Origin of the sequence: Acinetobacter sp. YH12252 (genome assembly GCF_013417365.1) — a bacterium.
Classification (GTDB): Bacteria; Pseudomonadota; Gammaproteobacteria; order Pseudomonadales; family Moraxellaceae; genus Acinetobacter; species Acinetobacter towneri.
Genome location: NZ_VPEA01000007.1, coordinates 148328 through 165927, shown reverse-complemented (window position 1 = coordinate 165927; position 17600 = coordinate 148328). Strand labels below are relative to the sequence as shown.

The following is a 17600-nucleotide window of genomic DNA, read 5'->3' as shown; positions in this document are numbered from 1 at the left end:
TTCATATTCAGTAGAATTAATTCAAACCTAATTTTTCTGCTACATAGTCTGAATCTTTATCACCACGACCTGAAAGATTAACCACAATTTTCACGTTTTTTGCCATTTTTGGTGCTTCACGTAATGCCCACGCCACCGCATGTGAGCTTTCCAAAGCAGGTACAATACCCTCTACACGTGACAACGTCATAAAGGCATCTAAACATTCTTGGTCAGTTGCCGTTGAATACTCCACGCGACCAATGTCTTTTAAGAAGCTATGCTGCGGCCCCACACCCGGATAATCCAAACCTGAAGCAATTGAATGTACTGGCAATGGCTCGCCTTGTTCATCTTCAAGCACATAACACGCCATACCGTGTAATTGACCCGGTTTACCCAAAGTTAAGGTTGCAGAGTGCTGATCTGTATCTAAACCATGACCTGCAGGTTCTACACCCACAAGCTTAACTTCTGGGTCATTTAAGAATGCGGTAAATGCACCCACTGCGTTTGAACCACCGCCCACACATGCCACGATATAATCTGGATTTACTCCAAAGCGTTCTTGGCTTTGCATTTTAATTTCATCGCCAATAATTGCTTGGAAATCACGTACCATTTTTGGAAATGGGTGTGGGCCAACCACCGAACCAATTGCATAAATATAATTTTTCGGGTCTTTTAAGTATTCTTCAAAAGCACTGTCTACAGCATCTTTTAAAGTCGCTGTACCACGTGTGACTGAAATCAGGTTAGCACCTAAAATTTTCATTTTCACGACGTTTGGATGTTCTTTTTCAATATCCACCTGTCCCATGTGAATTTCACACGGAATTCCCACTAGCGCACATGCCGTCGCCAAGGCTACCCCGTGCTGTCCCGCACCAGTTTCTGCAATGACTTTGGTTTTACCCATATATTTGGCTAGTAATGCCTCGCCTAAACAGTGGTTAATTTTATGTGCACCAGTATGGTTTAAATCTTCACGCTTTAAATAAATTTGCGCACCACCTAACTGTTCAGATAAACGCTTGGCATGGAATAAAGGACTTGGACGGCCAACATAGTGAGCAAACAAATCTTTTAATTCATTCTGAAATTCTGCCGTTTTACGAATTTCCTCATAAGCAACGTTAATTTCATCCATGGCTTCTTTTAAATGTGGTGGAATAAACTGCCCGCCATATTGCCCGAAAAAACCGTCTTCATTCGGTAATGCGATGCCATTGATTTGATGATCCATATCGATCCCCTCAGATTGAAATTCACGTTGCCTATCGTGTCTGCACTTACTTAGTCTTCGCCTAACAATCACTCAAAAGTTGAGTGATATTGACGAAAATGACGATTAACGCGCCAAATATTTAGTCATATCTTCAATGCCTTTTAAAGTCATTGGATACATATGATGTTCAAAAATTTGTTTAATTAAACCAATGGTATGTGTGTAATGCCAATAGCCTTCCTGTTCAGGATTCAGCCATGCGGTTTTTTCAAAATGCTGACGCAGACGTTGTAACCAAACTTGCCCTGCCTCATCATTCATATATTCTACCGAACCACCAATCGAATTCAGCTCATAAGGTGCCATACTCGCATCACCGACCACAATTACCCGATAGTCGCGTCCATAGGTATTAAATAAATCCCACGTATTCATACGGGTACTGCTACGGCGTAAATTGTCTTTCCAAACATAGTCGTATAAACAGTTGTGGAAATAAAAATATTCGAGGGTTTTAAACTCAGTTTTGGCCGCACTAAACAGTTTTTCACATTGGGCGATGTGTGCATCCATCGAGCCACCCACATCAAACAACATCAACACTTTGACGCGATTACGACGTTCTGGCACCAATTGCACATCTAAAATGCCCTGTTTGGCAGTTTCTCGGATAGTGCCATCAATATCCAATTCTTCAGCTGCACCTTGACGGGCAAATTTACGCAAACGACGCAGTGCCAATTGCATTTGTCGTGTACCTAAAATCTGTTCATCGTCTAAATTTCGATACTGACGCTGCTCCCAGACTTTAACAGCTGAACGCTTACGTCCAGGCCCACCAATGCGTACACCTTCAGGATGATCACCAAAAGCACCAAACGGTGATGTACCGCCCGTACCAATCATACGGTTGCCACCCTGATGCTTTTTATGCTGCTCGCGTAAACGCTCTTCCAGCATTTTCATCAATTCTTCTAAAGAACCTGCTTTTTTCAGCTCTTCGCGTTGTTCTGGCGTGAGATGTTTTTCTAATAGTTCTAAGTCGAACCAGTCTTTAGGCAATTGATGAACTTGCTGCAGTAAATCATCTAAATCAAAAGTGGAAATGCCATCAAAATAATCTTTCATGGCACGGTCAAACTTGTCAAAAAAACGCTCATCTTTGACCATGACGGTTTTAACAAGTTGATAGAATTCATCTTGATCTGCAAAAACCAGACCCGATGCCACCGCCTGATTTAAGTCAATCAATTCACGTGTGGTGACAGGTACACCGTAACGTCGCAAGGTATAAAACAAGCGCACGAACATGGCGTTGTCCTCCCTTAACGGCGCGACATAAAGGCTAAACGCTCAAGCAATTGCACATCTTGTTCATTTTTGATTAATGCACCGTATAAAGGCGGAATGGCTTTGCTTTTATCGCTATTACGCAAAATATCTTCCGGCATGTCATCTGCCATCAATAGGCTTAACCAATCAATTAATTCAGACGTAGATGGTGGTTTTTTTAAGCCCGGAACTTGGCGCAATTTAAAGAAAACTTGTAAAGCTTCTGAAACCAATGTGCTTGAAATATTCGGGAAATGCACATCGATAATATCGCGCATGGTCGCTTCATCTGGGAAATCAATATAATGGAAGAAACAACGACGTAAAAAAGCGTCTGGCAGCTCTTTTTCATTATTTGATGTGATGATCACGATTGGACGTTGTGTTGCCGTAATGGTTTCGCCTGTTTCATAAACATAAAACGACATTTTATCGAGTTCATGTAGCAGGTCATTTGGGAATTCAATATCTGCCTTGTCAATTTCATCAATCAACAACACACAGCGTTCTTCGCTGGTAAATGCTTCCCACAATTTCCCGGGTTTAATATAGTTTTTAACGTCATACACACGGTCATCGCCCAGTTGGCTGTCACGCAAACGCGACACTGCATCATATTCATATAAACCTTGCTGCGCTTTGGTGGTCGATTTAATGTGCCATGTAATCAACTTTAAACCCAAACTTTTAGCAACTTGCTCTGCCAATAAGGTTTTACCTGTACCTGGCTCACCTTTCACCAAAAGCGGTTTTTGCAAAGCACGTGCGGCTTTCACCGCAAGTTTTAAACTATCAGTCGCAATGTACTGATCTGTACCCGAAAATTGTTGCGCATCAACAGACATGATTTTACCTTAATTGTTTTAGTTACAGTGGTGAGGTATTTTTCTTGGCTTTATAAGTCGTTTGTTTAAGACAGTATCTTGACCAGAAATAACCGATCAATAAGCCAAGACCGATCACAAATAAAATGGCAGATAAATTAGACCAAACCAATGGGGTTTCTTTGGTTAAAACACCAAAAAGAAGTCCAAAGATGGCTGGGGCAAGTGCTGCATTGCTGCCTTCTGATACTGTTGGGGTAAGTAAAATTGCAAACAGCACAATCCAAGTGATACCACCTAACGGATTGGGCAAGCGTTTGGCAATTTCGTACCAGCACCATAAAATAATGGCACTCCCCAACAAATAAACAGAAACAGCAATTGCAGTTTCAGGAATTGAATCCAATCCAGTCATCACACTATTCATTTCTCAACTCCTGAATAAAGCTTAAGCACCACGTAAACCTTCTGGTTCAACGGCATTTGGGTTAATTAAGCCTTCTGGTGGCACTTGAATAAAGAAGCCACGTGTTTGAATAGAATCCATGACATGCAAAACATTCACACGTGCCAACTTACGGCTTTCAGACAGTTGCAAATCCATTACAAATGTCGCACGACCAAATGCAACTCGCATTGGCTCAGGTAAAACCTCTAGCGGGTTAAACGCTTCTGCTTGATCTTCAGTTTGCTCAGGACGGGCGATGTATAAATACATCTCATCTTTTTTGCTCGATTTATAAATTGAACAGTGCATAAACAACAAAACTCTAAAAACTCAGTCAAAGGATACAACAAAAAAAACCGAGATACATTAACCATTATTAACGCATTGGTCTATGTTTACACTCAAACAAAGAATGGCGTGAAAATTCATCCATTTTCAGGTGAAAAACGGCTTTATTTAAAATGTGGATCGGTTTGATTTATTCAGCAACTTTCATCTGACCAGACAAATAACGCTCGTCGGCATGTAAAACTTCAATTAAAGGCTTGGTGAGTAATTCATAACGCCAACCTAACAAATAGTTAGGCAAATCTTGCTCATCGTTATGAAATACCACATGCTGATAAAGCGCATTGAGCCATTTTTTACGCAGCAAAACTTCTTTTGGAATTTGAGTTTCCTGTACGGCACGTTGAATCACCTGTTCTACATTTTCGCCCACTTCTTTTGAAGAATGACGAATTGGTCGCGCCATACGTAATGGCCATTGTGATTGATCAGGCAAATATTTAATTAAATCTAAAATAGTTTTGCCATGTTCACGCACAATATGCGCACGTAAATCTTTAATAGTACTGAGCTGGAACTGATTTTTAGGATTTTTCTCGACCAAGTCCAGCATAGTAGAATTACGCAAAATAAAACTACGTGGTTGGTTTAAGGCTTTTACCATTTGCTCACGCCAAACGGCCAATTGTTGCAATTGCATGAGTTGACGGCGTGAATGACGATAGTTGCCCACATCCTGATACAACAACTCTAAAGGTGTTTCTTCACCAATTTCCTGAGTTAAATTGCGGCAATCTTCTTGTGCAAAATCCAGTAAATAATTTTGTTTTAAGTCGGTTTGTACCTTATCTGCCAATTGCATTAGATACAGCACATCATTGGCAGCATAATTTAACTGCTCATCGGACAACGGACGTGCAAGCCAGTCTGAGCGAGTTTGCCCTTTATCAATATCGACATTGAGCATGGTTTTTAAAGCGTTTTGATAACTGACTTGTAAACCATGCCCTAAAAATGACATGCCAACTTGGGTATCAAACACGTTATCTAAGTTTTTTTGCTGTGCATAATGATAAATTAAATCAATATCTTCACCGCAGGCATGAAAAATATTTTGCTGCGCCTGAAACAGTTTTTCCCAAAAAGCGGTCAAATTGAGCGAGGTGCCATCTAGTAAATAAACCTGATTATTGACATTAATTTGGAATACACCCAATTTAGGCCAAAGCGTATCGACCTTAATAAACTCGGTATCTAAACCATAGATGCTGTTTTGACTCATTAATGCCAAGACATTTTCAAAGTCTTTTTGTTGGTGAATAAATTGGAACATAGCGACCAGATAGACTGCACTCTCTAGAGTTTCATTTTAAACATTAAATAGCGTTTAGCTATAAAAATATAATCGGTATTTTACTTTTTTATCTTATTTTTAAGTCAATACAGATATTTTCTAGATTTTTTTATCGTTTTTTTATCTTAATTTGAGTTTTTACTCTATGTGAATTCAAGCAAAGACTTTAAATGATCATTCACATGAAATAAGCACCAAGATGCTTATTTCATTCGCATCCGATTATGCACAGCTTGGCTTAGAGTATGACTGTCGACATATTCAAGCTCGCCACCTTGCGGTACACCTTGTGCGATCCGCGTCATCTGCACAGGTAAATGCTTCGTGGCTTCCACCAAATAGTGCGCTGTTGCCTGACCTTCCACAGTTGCATTGGTGGCTAAAATCACTTCGGTGATATTGCCATCACTCAAACGCTGTACCAAGTACGGAATGCCAATTTCATCTGGGCCAATACCATCTAAAGGCGATAAATGCCCTCCCAAGACATGGTATTTTCCACGAAAACTACCGCTTTGCTCAATGGCCATCACATCGGCTGGAGACTCCACGACACACAGCAAATGTGCATCCCGATCATGTGAGGCACAAATATTGCAAACTTCATCTTCAGTTAATGAATGGCAAATCGAACATTCGTGAATATAGCTGGTGGCTTCATTCAAAGCATGAGCCAGACCGACTGCACCTTCTCTATTTTTCATAATCAGGTGCAATGCCATGCGTTGAGCCGATTTAGGCCCAACACTTGGCAAAATGCGTAGCGCTTGTACCAGTTGATCAAAACGATCACTAAACATACGCCGTTCCTTAGAATAAACCAGCCAAGCCCGGTGGCAAGCCCATGCCTGAGTTTGCAGACTTCATTTTTTCTTCAGAAATTGCTTCGGCTTGACGGGCAGCATCATTCATTGCAGCGGCAATCAAATCTTCAATCATGTCTGCATCGTCTTGCAATAATTCAGGGTTGATTTCAATGCGTTTGACCACATTACGGCAGGTCATAGTCACTTTCACTAAACCACCACCTGCTTCTGCATGCACTTCAGTTTGCGCAAGTTCTTCTTTGGCTTTTTTAATGTTGTTTTCCACTTCTTTTTGCATGCGCTGTGCTTGCTGCATCAACATATTAATGTTCATAAAAATCTCCGAACAAATGATCTATTTAGTTTTAAATGAGGTCTAAACCGCGCTCGATGTCGCGAATAATATCATCAATATCTTCCAAGCCAACAGAAACACGAATTAAACCTTCGCTGATGCCTGCTGCTTGTTTGGCTTCTGGGGTCATTCTACCATGCGATGTTGTTGCAGGATGAGTAATGGTTGATTTTACATCCCCTAAGTTACTGGTGATAGATAGGAAGCGTGTGTTGTCAATCACAGTCCACGCGCCTTCACGCTCGCCTTTTACCACAAAAGATACAACACCACCAAAGCCAGACTGTTGCTTTTTCGCCAACTCATGCCCCGCGTGATGCGGCAAGCCTGCATAATACACTTTTTCAACTTTTGGATGTGCATCTAGCCACTCGGCAAGTTTTTGTGCGCTGGCACAATGTGCTTTCATCCGCAGGCTTAAAGTTTCTAAACCTTTTAAGAAGATCCATGCGTTAAATGGACTTAATGAGTTACCCAAAGTACGAATCACACCGTTGATTTCTTCAACCAGTTTGTCTTTACCTACCACAGCGCCGCCTAAAGCACGCCCTTGCCCATCAATATATTTGGTCGATGAGTAGATAATTAGGTCAGCACCAAATTTAATTGGTTGTTGTAAAACTGGGGTACAGAAAGTGTTATCAACTGCAAATAAAGCATTATTTGCATGTGCAATATCGGCAATGGCTTGTAAATCGCCTACTTGTGCCAATGGATTCGATGGCGTTTCAATAAATAAAAGACGTGTGTTTGGACGAATGGCTTGTTTCCAGCTGTCTAAATCTTCTAAATCAACAAAAGTGACATCGACACCAAACTTCATCACGTATTTTTCAAATAGTGAAATGATCGAGCCAAATACAGCACGTGAACAGACTACATGATCACCCGCTTTAAGATAAGCCAAAGTGATCGCATGAACGGCCGCCATACCCGAACTTGTCGCAACCGCACGTTCTGCACCATCTAATACTGCCAAGCGTTTTTCAAAAGCCTGTACAGTTGGATTGGTATAACGTGAATAGGTATTGCCTTCAATTTCACCTGAGAATTTTGCAGCTGCATCGGCAGCATTTTCACAAACAAATGATGAAGTCAGGAAAATTGGCTCACTGTGTTCGCCTTCAATTGTACGGTTGTGTCCGGTACGAATTGCCAAAGTATCTAATTGATATTCAATGTCGTCGTGTTGACTCATCTTTACTGCTCAGCCCTAAACTTAGTCCTAAGACCTGTTTGTTAAATAATTGCCAACATTTTGAGCGCCAAGCGCATTTAAGGTCAAGGTAAAATGTATAAATATCGCTTAGACTTCATTCAAATCTGCGCCACGTGTGATGGAACACCTCATGAATCAGCTACAAAGAAAATTTAATCCGCACCGAAAAAAGCTTAAAAACCTCAGCACTCGCTTATTTAAAAGCCGTGATTTGATCTTATCTCAGACCACGCCATACGACATCGTGGCACGTTATAAGTATGCGCAGATTCGCTATTACGCTTCGCCAGATAAGCAATATAAAGAGCCGCTGGTTTTTGTTGCGCCTTTAGCAATTACCATGTCGATTTATGACTTATATCCTTATCGTTCTTTAGTGAAACATTTTCAGCATAGCGGTTTTGATGTGTATTTGGTTGATTGGGGACAATTGACCTATCAACATTGTCATTTAAATTTTATGGCTTTTATTCAGGATGCAATCCCTAATTGTATTCAACTCATTTTACAACACGCCAAAGTCGAACAAATTTCACTACATGGTTGGAGTATGGCGGGTATTTTTGCCATGCTTTATACCGCCGACCAACAAACAACTCATATTAAAAACTTGATGGTTTTGGGTAGCCCTGTAGATAGCTATGCTTCGGGGCGGGTTGGTAAACTCTTTCAACTGACCAATCAACTGATTTCTAAATATCCCAAATTGCAACATGCCTTTTATTCAGGAAAAATTCCAAAGCATTTAATTCATACACCGGGTTTAATCAATGCGATTGGTTTTAAGATTTTAGACCCTAGAGCATGGCTGGAAAGCAATAAACAGATGCTGTCGAATCTGCACGACTTACAAACCTTGCATGAAAACGCAACTTTAGCCAATTTTTTAAATAATATGATTGATTATCCGGGTGGGATTAATCAGGACATGGTATTGAATGTATGGCTGCAAAACCCACTCAAACAAGGTCATATTCAACTCAAACAACATCAGATAGACCTTAAAAATATTCATTGTTCACTTTTGGTCGGTGCGGGTGATAGCGATCAAATTGTCACTGCTGAAGCTGCTCAACCTTTATGTGAATTGACAAGTAGTACCGATGTCACGTTTACTCTTATTCCAGGTGGACATTTGGGTTTAATGTCCAGTCAAAAAAGTGCCAATGAATTCTGGCCTAAACTGACCACTTGGTTAGAACAACGATCTAGCAAAATTGCATAAAGAGAGCAAAAACATGATTCAATCTGTTGCATTTATTGGCTTAGGCGCAATGGGCTACCGCATGGCAGCCCATTTACCTAAACATTTTGATACGGTCTATGTCTGGAATCGTAACTTTGCCAAAGCCGAGCAACATGCTGCTGAATATGGCACACAAGCGGTAGAATTGGCTCAAGCGGTGCAAGCAGATATTATTTTTTCTTGCTTGCCCACCAGTACCGAAGTTGAAAACCTGATTGCACAAGTTCAACTTAAAGCAGGTTCAGTCTGGGTCGATTGCACCAGTGGCGTACCCGAAAGTGCTAAAAAATTGGTACAACAACTTGAAGCACAACAGATCGACTTTTTAGATGCACCTGTAAGCGGACAAACCATTGGTGCAGAAAATGCCACATTAACAGTCATGATTGGCGGTAAAGCTGCTGCTTTTGAAAAAGCCCTACCTGCAATTCAGGCTTTTGGTAAAGTGATTCAGCATGTGGGTGAACCTGGTGCTGGCTTTGCCGTAAAAGCGGTGAATAATATGTTAATGGCAGTGAGTTTGTGTGCTGTAGCTGAAGGTTTTACCACCTTAAAAGCACATGGCGTAAACTTAAATCAGGCCTTACAGTGCATTAATGCTTCAAGCGGAAAAAGTGCAGTAACGGAAATGATTTTGCCGCAGCGAGTACTGAACCGCGCTTTTCCAAATACTTTTGCTCTGCCTTTACTGGCTAAAGATACAGGGATTGCATTGGATTTAGTTCGTGAAGCAGCGTTGCCTGCACCTGTATTGGCTTTAACCCAAAGTCTGATTCAAGCAGCGAATTTAACCGCAGAAAAAGACAGTGATTTTTCCACTGCTGTGAAAATGTATGAATTATGGAGTAATATTACCCTAGAGTAAGAACTCGCCATTGAATATGCAGCAATAAACCCAATAATGTGTATTAAGTGGCTAGTCACACCATCATTAAATAGAGGAAACTCTTATGAACAAGTTTAGCATTGCCTTATTTGCAAGCCTTGCAACTTTAATTGGGGCAAGTTCAACTGCTTTTGCATCTGAACAAGAATGTCAAAAACTTAAAAATGACCACGATGTTATTTATGCATCTAAAGGGTTCTGCTTCAAAGACCCAGAAGCTAAAGCACGTTTTGGTAATGACAACTGCTATACAACCAAACCTAAGTTTTCTGAAAAAGAACAACAACGTCTTGACGCAATCAAAGAACGTCAAAAAGAACTGAACTGTAAATAACCGTTCTGAAATATCAAAGCTGAATTTAAGGAATCATAATGGCTTACGATGATCAAAATATTTTTGCAAGAATTCTACGTGGCGAACTTCCTGCAATTAAAGTGTATGAAGATGACCAAGTGCTTGCGTTTATGGACATCATGCCGCAAGCCGATGGTCACACTCTCGTGATTCCTAAAACACCTGCAGTAACTTTATTGGATTTACCTGCAGATGCAGCAGCATATACCATTCAAATTGTGCAAAAAATTGCGAAAGCAATGGAGCAAGCTTTGGGTGTAGATGGTATCGTGTTAATGCAATTGTCTGGTGCAAGTTCAGGTCAAACTGTCCCCCACGTGCATTTTCACTTAATTCCAACATCGGTTCATCAACTTGGGAAACATGCTGCACAAATGGGCGACCAAGACAAAATTAAAGCCCAAGCGGAAAAAATTAAAGCAGCGCTTTAAAATATTTCCAAAATTGCATTAAAAATGAATGGAGCACTCGCTCCATTTTTTTCGCTTCATGTTTAATTTCAGGATTAACTACAGCATTGATGACAATAATATGTCACTCCCCTTGCAATTAAGTTATTCATTTCATAATTTTTTTCTAAATTTAAAAACCTGATCATTTAAAATTTGCGATTAAAGGTAAGTTTTTGATCTAATTTGTTCTTTTTAATAATTTTGAAATATTTCCTTAATATTACTGTCGCATTTGTAAGGAATACTTAGCACCAATAGAGAGCAGCGGTAGATCAACCCTACTTCTGAACAATGTTTAGGACTAAAAACAATAGTCTGTATTGGAGCTACACATGAAAAAAACGCTTTGCGCATTAACAGTTGGGGCAACCTTATTTACACCAGCACTAGCTATGGCTGCTGATGTTAAAGTTTATGGCCGTGCACACGTATCTTTAGACTATCTTGATGATGGTAAAGACTACAACGAAGTTGGTCTTTCTTCTAACTCATCACGTTTAGGCTTCAAAGCTGAACAAAAATTAGAAAATGGCATGACTGTTTTTGGTCAAATTGAACAAGAAATTAACTTCGCTAGTGGCTCTGCAAATGATGACGTTGAGTTTGCTACCCGTGATACATTTGTTGGTTTAAAAGGTGACTTTGGTCAAGCACGTTTAGGTCGTTTTGACAGTCCATTTAAAGCTGCTCGTGGTCCAGTTAACTTCTTTGGTGATATGGTTGGCGACATTCGCAACGTAACTCGCGTTTCTGAACAGCGTTTTGATGAACGTAATGCGAATACAATTGAATATAAAACACCAAAATTTGGTGGTGGCTTTAACGTATTAGGCGCACTTTCTTTACACGAAAAGAATAGCCCTGATGCAACAAAAGACGGTAAAAATGACAAAGATAAAGCTTATGACTTAGCTTTAACTTATAAAGAAGGAAAAGTCGATTTTGCTACTGCTTATGAGCATTACGAAGAAGAAGCTGGTCGTGGTGAACGTGATGGTTTCCGTATTGCAGCAGCATACAAAGTTACACCTGAGCTAAATATTGGTGCTTTATATCAATACACTACTTTTGATAAACAAGGCACAGCAGCAGATATTGCAGCTGCTAAAGGTGGTGATTTAGAGAAACTTCTTTCAAAACAAGATACACACGTATTTGGTGTAGCAGCGGATTATAAAGTTGCACCTAAAACTTATGTACGCGGTCAAGTCTTCCACCGTGATGTTGATGCGACTGACGCAAATGCAACATTATTGGCTGTAGGTGTAGAACACCGTTTAGACAAAGCTGTACGTGTATACGCAAATCTTGCAACAATGTTAAATGATACAAACTCTAGATTAACACCATGGTCACAAGGTCGTTCAAACAACGTTACTGGTGCTTTTGATGAAGATGCTCTAGGTCTTTCTCTAGGTTTCCGTTACGACTTCTAAGTCTGAACCAAACTTAAAACATAAAAACACGCTTCGGCGTGTTTTTTGCATACTTAAAAAACCAAATAAAAACTAAGCCAACAAACTTGCTGGCTTAGTTTATTCAAGTCAGTTTTGCAAAGCTGAATTTTTCAATATTAACGCTTTAAAAATCCAGACACTAAATTCATCACTTGTTGAATATCATCATTGGCTTCTTGTTTGCTAGTTTGCTCACCTTGTGGTGTCAATGAATCAATAATTTGCGGCAATACTGCAGAAATCGCATTATAAATATCTTGCTTTGGCGCCTGAGTTTGCTGTGCGACCTGCTCTACATCGGCATCATCAAATAAACTTTGTACTTGTTCAGCACCTACATGCGCATTTTCACCTGGGCCTGTAGACACCCAATCATCCACCTGACTGGTTAAGCCTTGTCCTTTGAGTTTATCCAAAGCACCTTGCAAGCCACCCTGTTTTTGAATCCATGCCAACACCAAAGGCAAAACTGCAATCAATAAACTTTGTGTACCTGAAGCACCTGTAGCAGAACGCTGTTGTTGCCCACCTAACTGACCTAGTACCGAACCAAGAATGCCACCCAAGCCGCCTTGCGCAGATTGTTGGTTATTACCACCAAGTTGCCCCAAAACCGAACCTAAAATACCACCCAATCCGCCTTGAGATTGATTAGATTGCTGATTCGCGCCCAATGCCTGCTTTGCTAAAATTTCAACAATATTGCTTAAATTGGTCATTTTATTTTCCTCATAATGCCCTTATGACAGCATACGAAGTTTTGACTGAATTGCGCGCTTGAAATTGTTAAATTTTGCAATATCCTAAATTTATGTGAATTAATTATCATTATTAGAATTTTGTGATCGTAATTCAGCACTTACCAGCGGAATTTATCCCAATTTTCAGGGTTTGCCCAAAACTTAGAATTAAACCAATCAGGCACGTGCTTATAAGTCAAAATATTAAATTGCCATAAGCACAAATGATGCTGCTCAAAGCGATGTTCAATCAATTGCGTAAAACCAAGCGCTCTAAGCAATTGCTCATCTTCACGCGCAGCAATCACCACAATACGTTTTGCCAATAAATCACGTAGCTTCACCAAAATTTGCGAGGTGTGTTGTGGTGTCTGCGCAGCAAAATCGGCAGCATCTAAAAATACAACTGCCAAATCAAAACGTTGGGTAAAAGGCAGATTTAAAAATGCCAATGCGCTAAAATACTGCCATTGGATAGTTGGCTGCTCATCAGCCGCTTGATTGTTATACTTCGGGCTTGCTTCAATATTTTGCCCTATACACAATGCAGTAGAAATTGGCTGTTGTTGAGATAAATCATCAATTAATGCTTGAATTAAACGCATTTCAGCCATCACTGCATTCCTTCATTTTCGAGAGAGTATTCTTATGGAACTACAAGGCATTTGCCATAAAATGCACGCAGGTCTTAAGGACCATAGTGTAACTGATGAACAGGTACACAAGGCAAATGTTGAATATAAATTTATTCTAGACCGTGCAGAAATTGACCTGCCTTTTCAGCTTGGGCAAGAACTTGAACTGGAATGGACGGGCAATATTTATTGTGTTTCTTGTGGTGTGAAAACACCAAAATCCTATTCGCAAGGACATTGTTTCAAGTGTTTTAAAACCAAAGCATCTTGCGATATGTGCATCATGAAGCCTGAGACCTGTCACTATCATTTAGGTACCTGTCGTGAAGATAGTTTTGCTCAAGAAGTCTGCTTTCAACCGCACATCGTATATTTAGCCAATTCAAGTGCTTTAAAAGTGGGAATCACCCGTTTAGGTCAAATGCCAACACGTTGGCTAGATCAGGGCGCAACTCAAGCCTTGCCAATTATGAAAGTCGGCTCACGCCGTTTATCTGGGCAATTGGAAGTTATGTTTGGTACACAGGTCGCAGATAAAACCGACTGGCGCAAACTACTCAAAGGCGAAGCAGAGCCTTTAAACCTAGTTGAAGTGCGTGAACAACTGATTGAAGAGTTTGCACCTAAAATTCAGACCATTCGTGATGAGTTTAGTCAAAACCTTGAATTCAACGAAACGGTAGAGCTTTTAGATCAGGAACTTCCGCGTGAATTTGTTTATCCTGTAGAACAGTATCCTGAGAAAATTAAATCGCATAACTTAGATAAAACCCCAATTATTCGCGGCAAACTGCAAGGAATTAAAGGGCAATATTTAATCTTGGATACAGGTGTCATCAACATTCGTAAATACACAGGTTATGAGCTAAAAATTCGCGCTGAATAAGTCTTTCAGATGCTTGCCTAATCATTATTAGATGCACAAAAAACCAGCAAATTTGCTGGTTTTTTTGTAGATGTTCATCACTTATTTGATTTTCGCTTTCGATTTCAAATATTGCGTATAGTCATCTAGCTCTTGTTGAGCACGTAATTGTTGATACAACTGCGCTAACTCTTTCAGTTGCTCAGGCGTTAAAGCATTCGATGTAGTATCGTTTACATTTGATACAGCTACCACCACCAATTCATTTGGTATAGATGCTGTTGTTACTGACCACATACCATCTTTAGGCGCAAGCACACTAAATGCAGCACGTTCAATTTCACGCTTTAACAAACCATCTGCACGGGTGAATGTGCCTGCATTTTCAAAACGGATTTGGTTTTTCGCCAAAACGGTCGCTGCAGGTTGAGTTTTAAAGGCATCCAACGCAGCTTGAATATCTTTTTTCGCTGCATCAAAGGCTTTTTTCTCAATCAGTTTAGCTTTTACGCGGGGTGTTGCTTCTTCTAAAGTTTGCACACCTGCGGCATGGTAATTACGCACTTTCACCCATACCACATCGCCATTGGCTAAAGTAATGTTACTCGATGCGTTGCGATCGCCATTTTTCACATCATCATTAAACAATTTAACTTTGACAGATGGCTGGCTTAAAACAGGATGCTGCGCCGCCAAAGTTAAACCATTAACAGATTCGACTTTGGCCGTTTTCACTTCTTCTGCCACAACATCTAAAGCATCACTACTCACCACCAATTCATTTAAGCTGTTGATGGTATCGGTATACGCATTTTCAGTTTTGGCTTTTTGCAACTCTGCCATTAAACGTGCTTTTTGAGTTTCAAACGCAGGGACTTGAACTGTAGCACCTTCTGTTTGAATCACATGATAGCCATATTGAGTTTTAATCGGCTGTGATACTTCACCAGATTTTAAGCTACCCACGGCTTTGTCAAAGGCATCGCCAAATACGCCTGCTTCATAACCTGCAACCTCACCACCTTTGGCTTTAGACTCAGGATCATCCGAATACTTTTGTGCAGCTGCAGTAAAGCTTGTACCTTGCTTAATTTCAGCTGCGGCTTGCTCTGCAAGTTTTTTAGCTGCGGCATCATCACGCGCATCGGTGGTGATTAAAATATGTTTCACTGTCGGTACAGCAGCACCTTTTTGAGTTTCGACAAACTTTTGATAAGCCTGTTGTAACTCTGCGTCAGTGACAGCCGTATTTGCAGGTGCAATATTGGCTGGAGTCACCACAATGTAATCGACATCAACGCTAGCAACCTGTTTAAAGGCATTGGCGTGCTGTTCATAATACGCAGCAATCTCTTGTGCATTTGTGGTGATGTTTTTCTTGTAGTCATCTAACTTAATGCTAGATAAATGCAAAGTACGTTGCTGGGTTTGTAAATTGGCAATTTGCTGAATATCAGACGGGCTAACTAAAGCATAATCGGTAAAGCTAGCACTCAGCATTTTTAACGCATGGTCTTGGCGTAAATTTGCCACAAGCGCCTGATTGGTCATGCCTACAGATTGCAGATAGTTCGCATACAAGCTTTCAGAAAACTTGCCATCTTGTTGGAAATTCGGTTGCTGTGCAATCATTTGTTCAATTTGTGCATCGCTCAAAGAAATCCCTAATTTCTCAGCTTGTTGTAATAACAAGGTACGTGCAACCAACGTATCTTTGGCTTTGTTTTGAATATAATTTTGATTCAATAGTGTTTCATCACCATTGGTATAGGCCAAGTATTGTTCTTTCAAGGAATTGGTCAGATTATCTAATTCTCGTTTTGAAATTTGCTGACCATTGACTGTTTGTGCAGTGTCTTCAGACTGACCTCCACTAAAATATCCTTCAATACCTACAAGTGCTAAAGGGGTCAAGAACAAGACGAGCAAAACTTTGCCCAACCAACCCTTAATAACTTTACGAAAAGATTCCATAAGTATTCCAATATTTTATTTGTGCGAGATTTTAACTGAAAACCCTCAACGAATGAATGCGTTGAAGCCGTTTATTGACATTATTAATAAAAAACGCGCCAATTGGCGCGCTTTCTTGGCATTTTAAAAGATTATGCTACTGAATCTTTTAAACCTTTACCCGCTTTAAAGCTTGGTACTTTGCTTGCTTTAATTTCAAGTGTAGCACCTGTTTGTGGGTTACGACCTGTGCGAGCAGCACGCTCTTTCACATTAAATGTACCAAAACCAACGAGGGTTACAGTATCACCCGCTTTAAGCGCTTCAGTAATAGAAGCAATTGTTGCGTCTAAGGCCTTACCTGCATCAGTCTTAGACAATCCCCCTTTCTCTGCAATTGCATCGATTAATTCTGATTTATTCATGAAAATTACGTCCTCTTAATATCGTTTATTTAAGGTCCAGAGATTTAATTTAAATTACCGTAACGCCTTTATAGCAATGCTTTGAGGGTAAAAGCAATACTCCCTGCACGCTTTTATGCAAAATAAATGGTAAAAACGATGGAACTGTTAGCCTCTATTCAGTTTTGCCCTAAAATACCCGATGTATAATAAAGCAACATCCTTTAAGCCCCCTTTCCACAGAATTACTTTTTCGCAACATCTTCTTTTAATTGTTTATTTTCTTCAATCAACGCATCGACTTTGGCATGTAATTGCAGTACCAATTGCTCCAAATGTTGTAGGTCTTTTGCTGTCACCAAGCCAATTCTATTTAAAGAATGATTGACGCTATGGTCAATTAAACGCTCAACTTTATCTTTAGTATCAATGACCGACTCTTTGGCTTTTTCAGACACTTTTTCAACTGTTTGATCGGCAATTTCTGTAGTTTTAGATTCTAATTCCTCACCCACCTTGACCAGAGAGTCAAACAATTTATTGCCTTCTTCTTCTGCGCGTGAAAATGCACCTAAACCTGCTAGCCAAATTTGCTTGGTATATTTACGAAAATCGAGTGATGTTTTACGTCCTGAGCGTAATTTATCTTTATTTTTCAATGTGGTTTCTGATTCAAGCCAATGCTCTTCTACGCTATCCGTCGTTTTTTCCATGAACCTCTCTCCTGCTTATTTTATGCGCACATGAATGTAATAAACCTACAAAATGCTTTCA

At 40.1% G+C, this 17600-nt stretch carries 20 protein-coding genes; 6 read left to right on the top strand and 14 right to left on the bottom strand.

Annotated elements, in window-relative coordinates:
* Positions 1 to 16 precede the first annotated feature (16 nt).
* The 9 genes from trpB to FTV28_RS09090 form a co-directional block, all read right to left on the bottom strand.
* The gene (gene trpB / locus FTV28_RS09130) at positions 17 to 1225 is read right to left on the bottom strand and encodes a tryptophan synthase subunit beta (protein WP_179990183.1); all 1209 of its coding nucleotides are present in this window, start codon (positions 1223 to 1225) and stop codon (positions 17 to 19) included.
* A gap of 105 nt (positions 1226 to 1330) precedes the next feature.
* Positions 1331 to 2518, bottom strand: a complete 1188-nt coding sequence (locus tag FTV28_RS09125; RefSeq protein WP_179990181.1) for a VWA domain-containing protein — start codon at positions 2516 to 2518, stop codon at positions 1331 to 1333.
* Between the two features lie 14 nt (positions 2519 to 2532).
* A complete protein-coding gene (locus FTV28_RS09120; protein ID WP_004976610.1) occupies positions 2533 to 3384 on the bottom strand; it encodes a MoxR family ATPase in 852 nt (283 codons plus the stop codon).
* 22 nt (positions 3385 to 3406) lie between these two features.
* Entirely contained in the window at positions 3407 to 3790 is a 384-nt protein-coding gene (locus tag FTV28_RS09115) for a hypothetical protein (RefSeq protein ID WP_096901448.1), read from the bottom strand.
* A gap of 21 nt (positions 3791 to 3811) precedes the next feature.
* A complete protein-coding gene (locus FTV28_RS09110; RefSeq protein ID WP_004976615.1) occupies positions 3812 to 4120 on the bottom strand; it encodes a YcgL domain-containing protein in 309 nt (102 codons plus the stop codon).
* A gap of 169 nt (positions 4121 to 4289) precedes the next feature.
* Positions 4290 to 5432 (bottom strand): HRDC domain-containing protein, encoded by a 1143-nt coding sequence (locus tag FTV28_RS09105; RefSeq protein ID WP_179990179.1) that lies wholly within the window; start codon positions 5430 to 5432, stop codon positions 4290 to 4292.
* A gap of 224 nt (positions 5433 to 5656) precedes the next feature.
* Positions 5657 to 6253 carry a recombination mediator RecR gene (gene recR, locus FTV28_RS09100; RefSeq protein ID WP_019837914.1) on the bottom strand — a complete coding sequence of 199 codons (597 nt, stop codon included), beginning with the start codon at positions 6251 to 6253 and terminating at the stop codon, positions 5657 to 5659.
* Between the two features lie 10 nt (positions 6254 to 6263).
* Positions 6264 to 6593 (bottom strand): YbaB/EbfC family nucleoid-associated protein, encoded by a 330-nt coding sequence (locus FTV28_RS09095; RefSeq protein ID WP_004976621.1) that lies wholly within the window; start codon positions 6591 to 6593, stop codon positions 6264 to 6266.
* Positions 6594 to 6624: 31 nt separating this feature from the next.
* Positions 6625 to 7812 (bottom strand): O-succinylhomoserine sulfhydrylase, encoded by a 1188-nt coding sequence (locus FTV28_RS09090; RefSeq protein WP_096901446.1) that lies wholly within the window; start codon positions 7810 to 7812, stop codon positions 6625 to 6627.
* A 151-nt stretch (positions 7813 to 7963) separates the two neighbouring features.
* Here FTV28_RS09090 and FTV28_RS09085 point away from each other — a divergent pair, with 151 nt between their 5' ends.
* The 5 genes from FTV28_RS09085 (at position 7964) to FTV28_RS09065 (ending at position 12208) form a co-directional block, all read left to right on the top strand.
* Positions 7964 to 9058, top strand: a complete 1095-nt coding sequence (locus tag FTV28_RS09085; protein ID WP_131261453.1) for an alpha/beta fold hydrolase — start codon at positions 7964 to 7966, stop codon at positions 9056 to 9058.
* A gap of 13 nt (positions 9059 to 9071) precedes the next feature.
* Complete coding sequence (locus tag FTV28_RS09080) at positions 9072 to 9944, top strand: NAD(P)-dependent oxidoreductase (protein ID WP_179990177.1); 873 nt, start codon at positions 9072 to 9074, stop codon at positions 9942 to 9944.
* A gap of 85 nt (positions 9945 to 10029) precedes the next feature.
* On the top strand, positions 10030 to 10299 hold the full coding sequence (locus FTV28_RS09075; RefSeq protein WP_179990176.1) for a YARHG domain-containing protein: 270 nt from the start codon (positions 10030 to 10032) through the stop codon (positions 10297 to 10299).
* Positions 10300 to 10337: 38 nt separating this feature from the next.
* Entirely contained in the window at positions 10338 to 10751 is a 414-nt protein-coding gene (locus FTV28_RS09070; RefSeq protein WP_179990174.1) for an HIT family protein, read from the top strand.
* A 353-nt stretch (positions 10752 to 11104) separates the two neighbouring features.
* Entirely contained in the window at positions 11105 to 12208 is a 1104-nt protein-coding gene (locus FTV28_RS09065; RefSeq protein ID WP_179990172.1) for a porin, read from the top strand.
* 137 nt (positions 12209 to 12345) lie between these two features.
* Here FTV28_RS09065 and FTV28_RS09060 read toward each other — a convergent pair whose 3' ends face one another.
* Positions 12346 to 12948 carry a YidB family protein gene (locus FTV28_RS09060; RefSeq protein WP_004976634.1) on the bottom strand — a complete coding sequence of 201 codons (603 nt, stop codon included), beginning with the start codon at positions 12946 to 12948 and terminating at the stop codon, positions 12346 to 12348.
* A gap of 140 nt (positions 12949 to 13088) precedes the next feature.
* Complete coding sequence (locus tag FTV28_RS09055; protein ID WP_004976635.1) at positions 13089 to 13583, bottom strand: DUF6231 family protein; 495 nt, start codon at positions 13581 to 13583, stop codon at positions 13089 to 13091.
* A 34-nt stretch (positions 13584 to 13617) separates the two neighbouring features.
* On the opposite strand from FTV28_RS09055, the gene FTV28_RS09050 reads away from it, so the two are divergent.
* A complete protein-coding gene (locus tag FTV28_RS09050) occupies positions 13618 to 14490 on the top strand; it encodes a DUF2797 domain-containing protein (protein ID WP_096901440.1) in 873 nt (290 codons plus the stop codon).
* Positions 14491 to 14571: 81 nt separating this feature from the next.
* Here FTV28_RS09050 and FTV28_RS09045 read toward each other — a convergent pair whose 3' ends face one another.
* The 3 genes from FTV28_RS09045 to FTV28_RS09035 form a co-directional block, all read right to left on the bottom strand.
* Positions 14572 to 16443 carry a SurA N-terminal domain-containing protein gene (locus FTV28_RS09045; RefSeq protein WP_131261456.1) on the bottom strand — a complete coding sequence of 624 codons (1872 nt, stop codon included), beginning with the start codon at positions 16441 to 16443 and terminating at the stop codon, positions 14572 to 14574.
* 131 nt (positions 16444 to 16574) lie between these two features.
* Positions 16575 to 16847, bottom strand: coding sequence for an HU family DNA-binding protein (locus FTV28_RS09040; RefSeq protein ID WP_004976639.1), 273 nt, complete (start codon positions 16845 to 16847; stop codon positions 16575 to 16577).
* A gap of 224 nt (positions 16848 to 17071) precedes the next feature.
* Entirely contained in the window at positions 17072 to 17539 is a 468-nt protein-coding gene (locus FTV28_RS09035) for a phasin family protein (protein ID WP_179990170.1), read from the bottom strand.
* Positions 17540 to 17600: the final 61 nt, after the last annotated feature.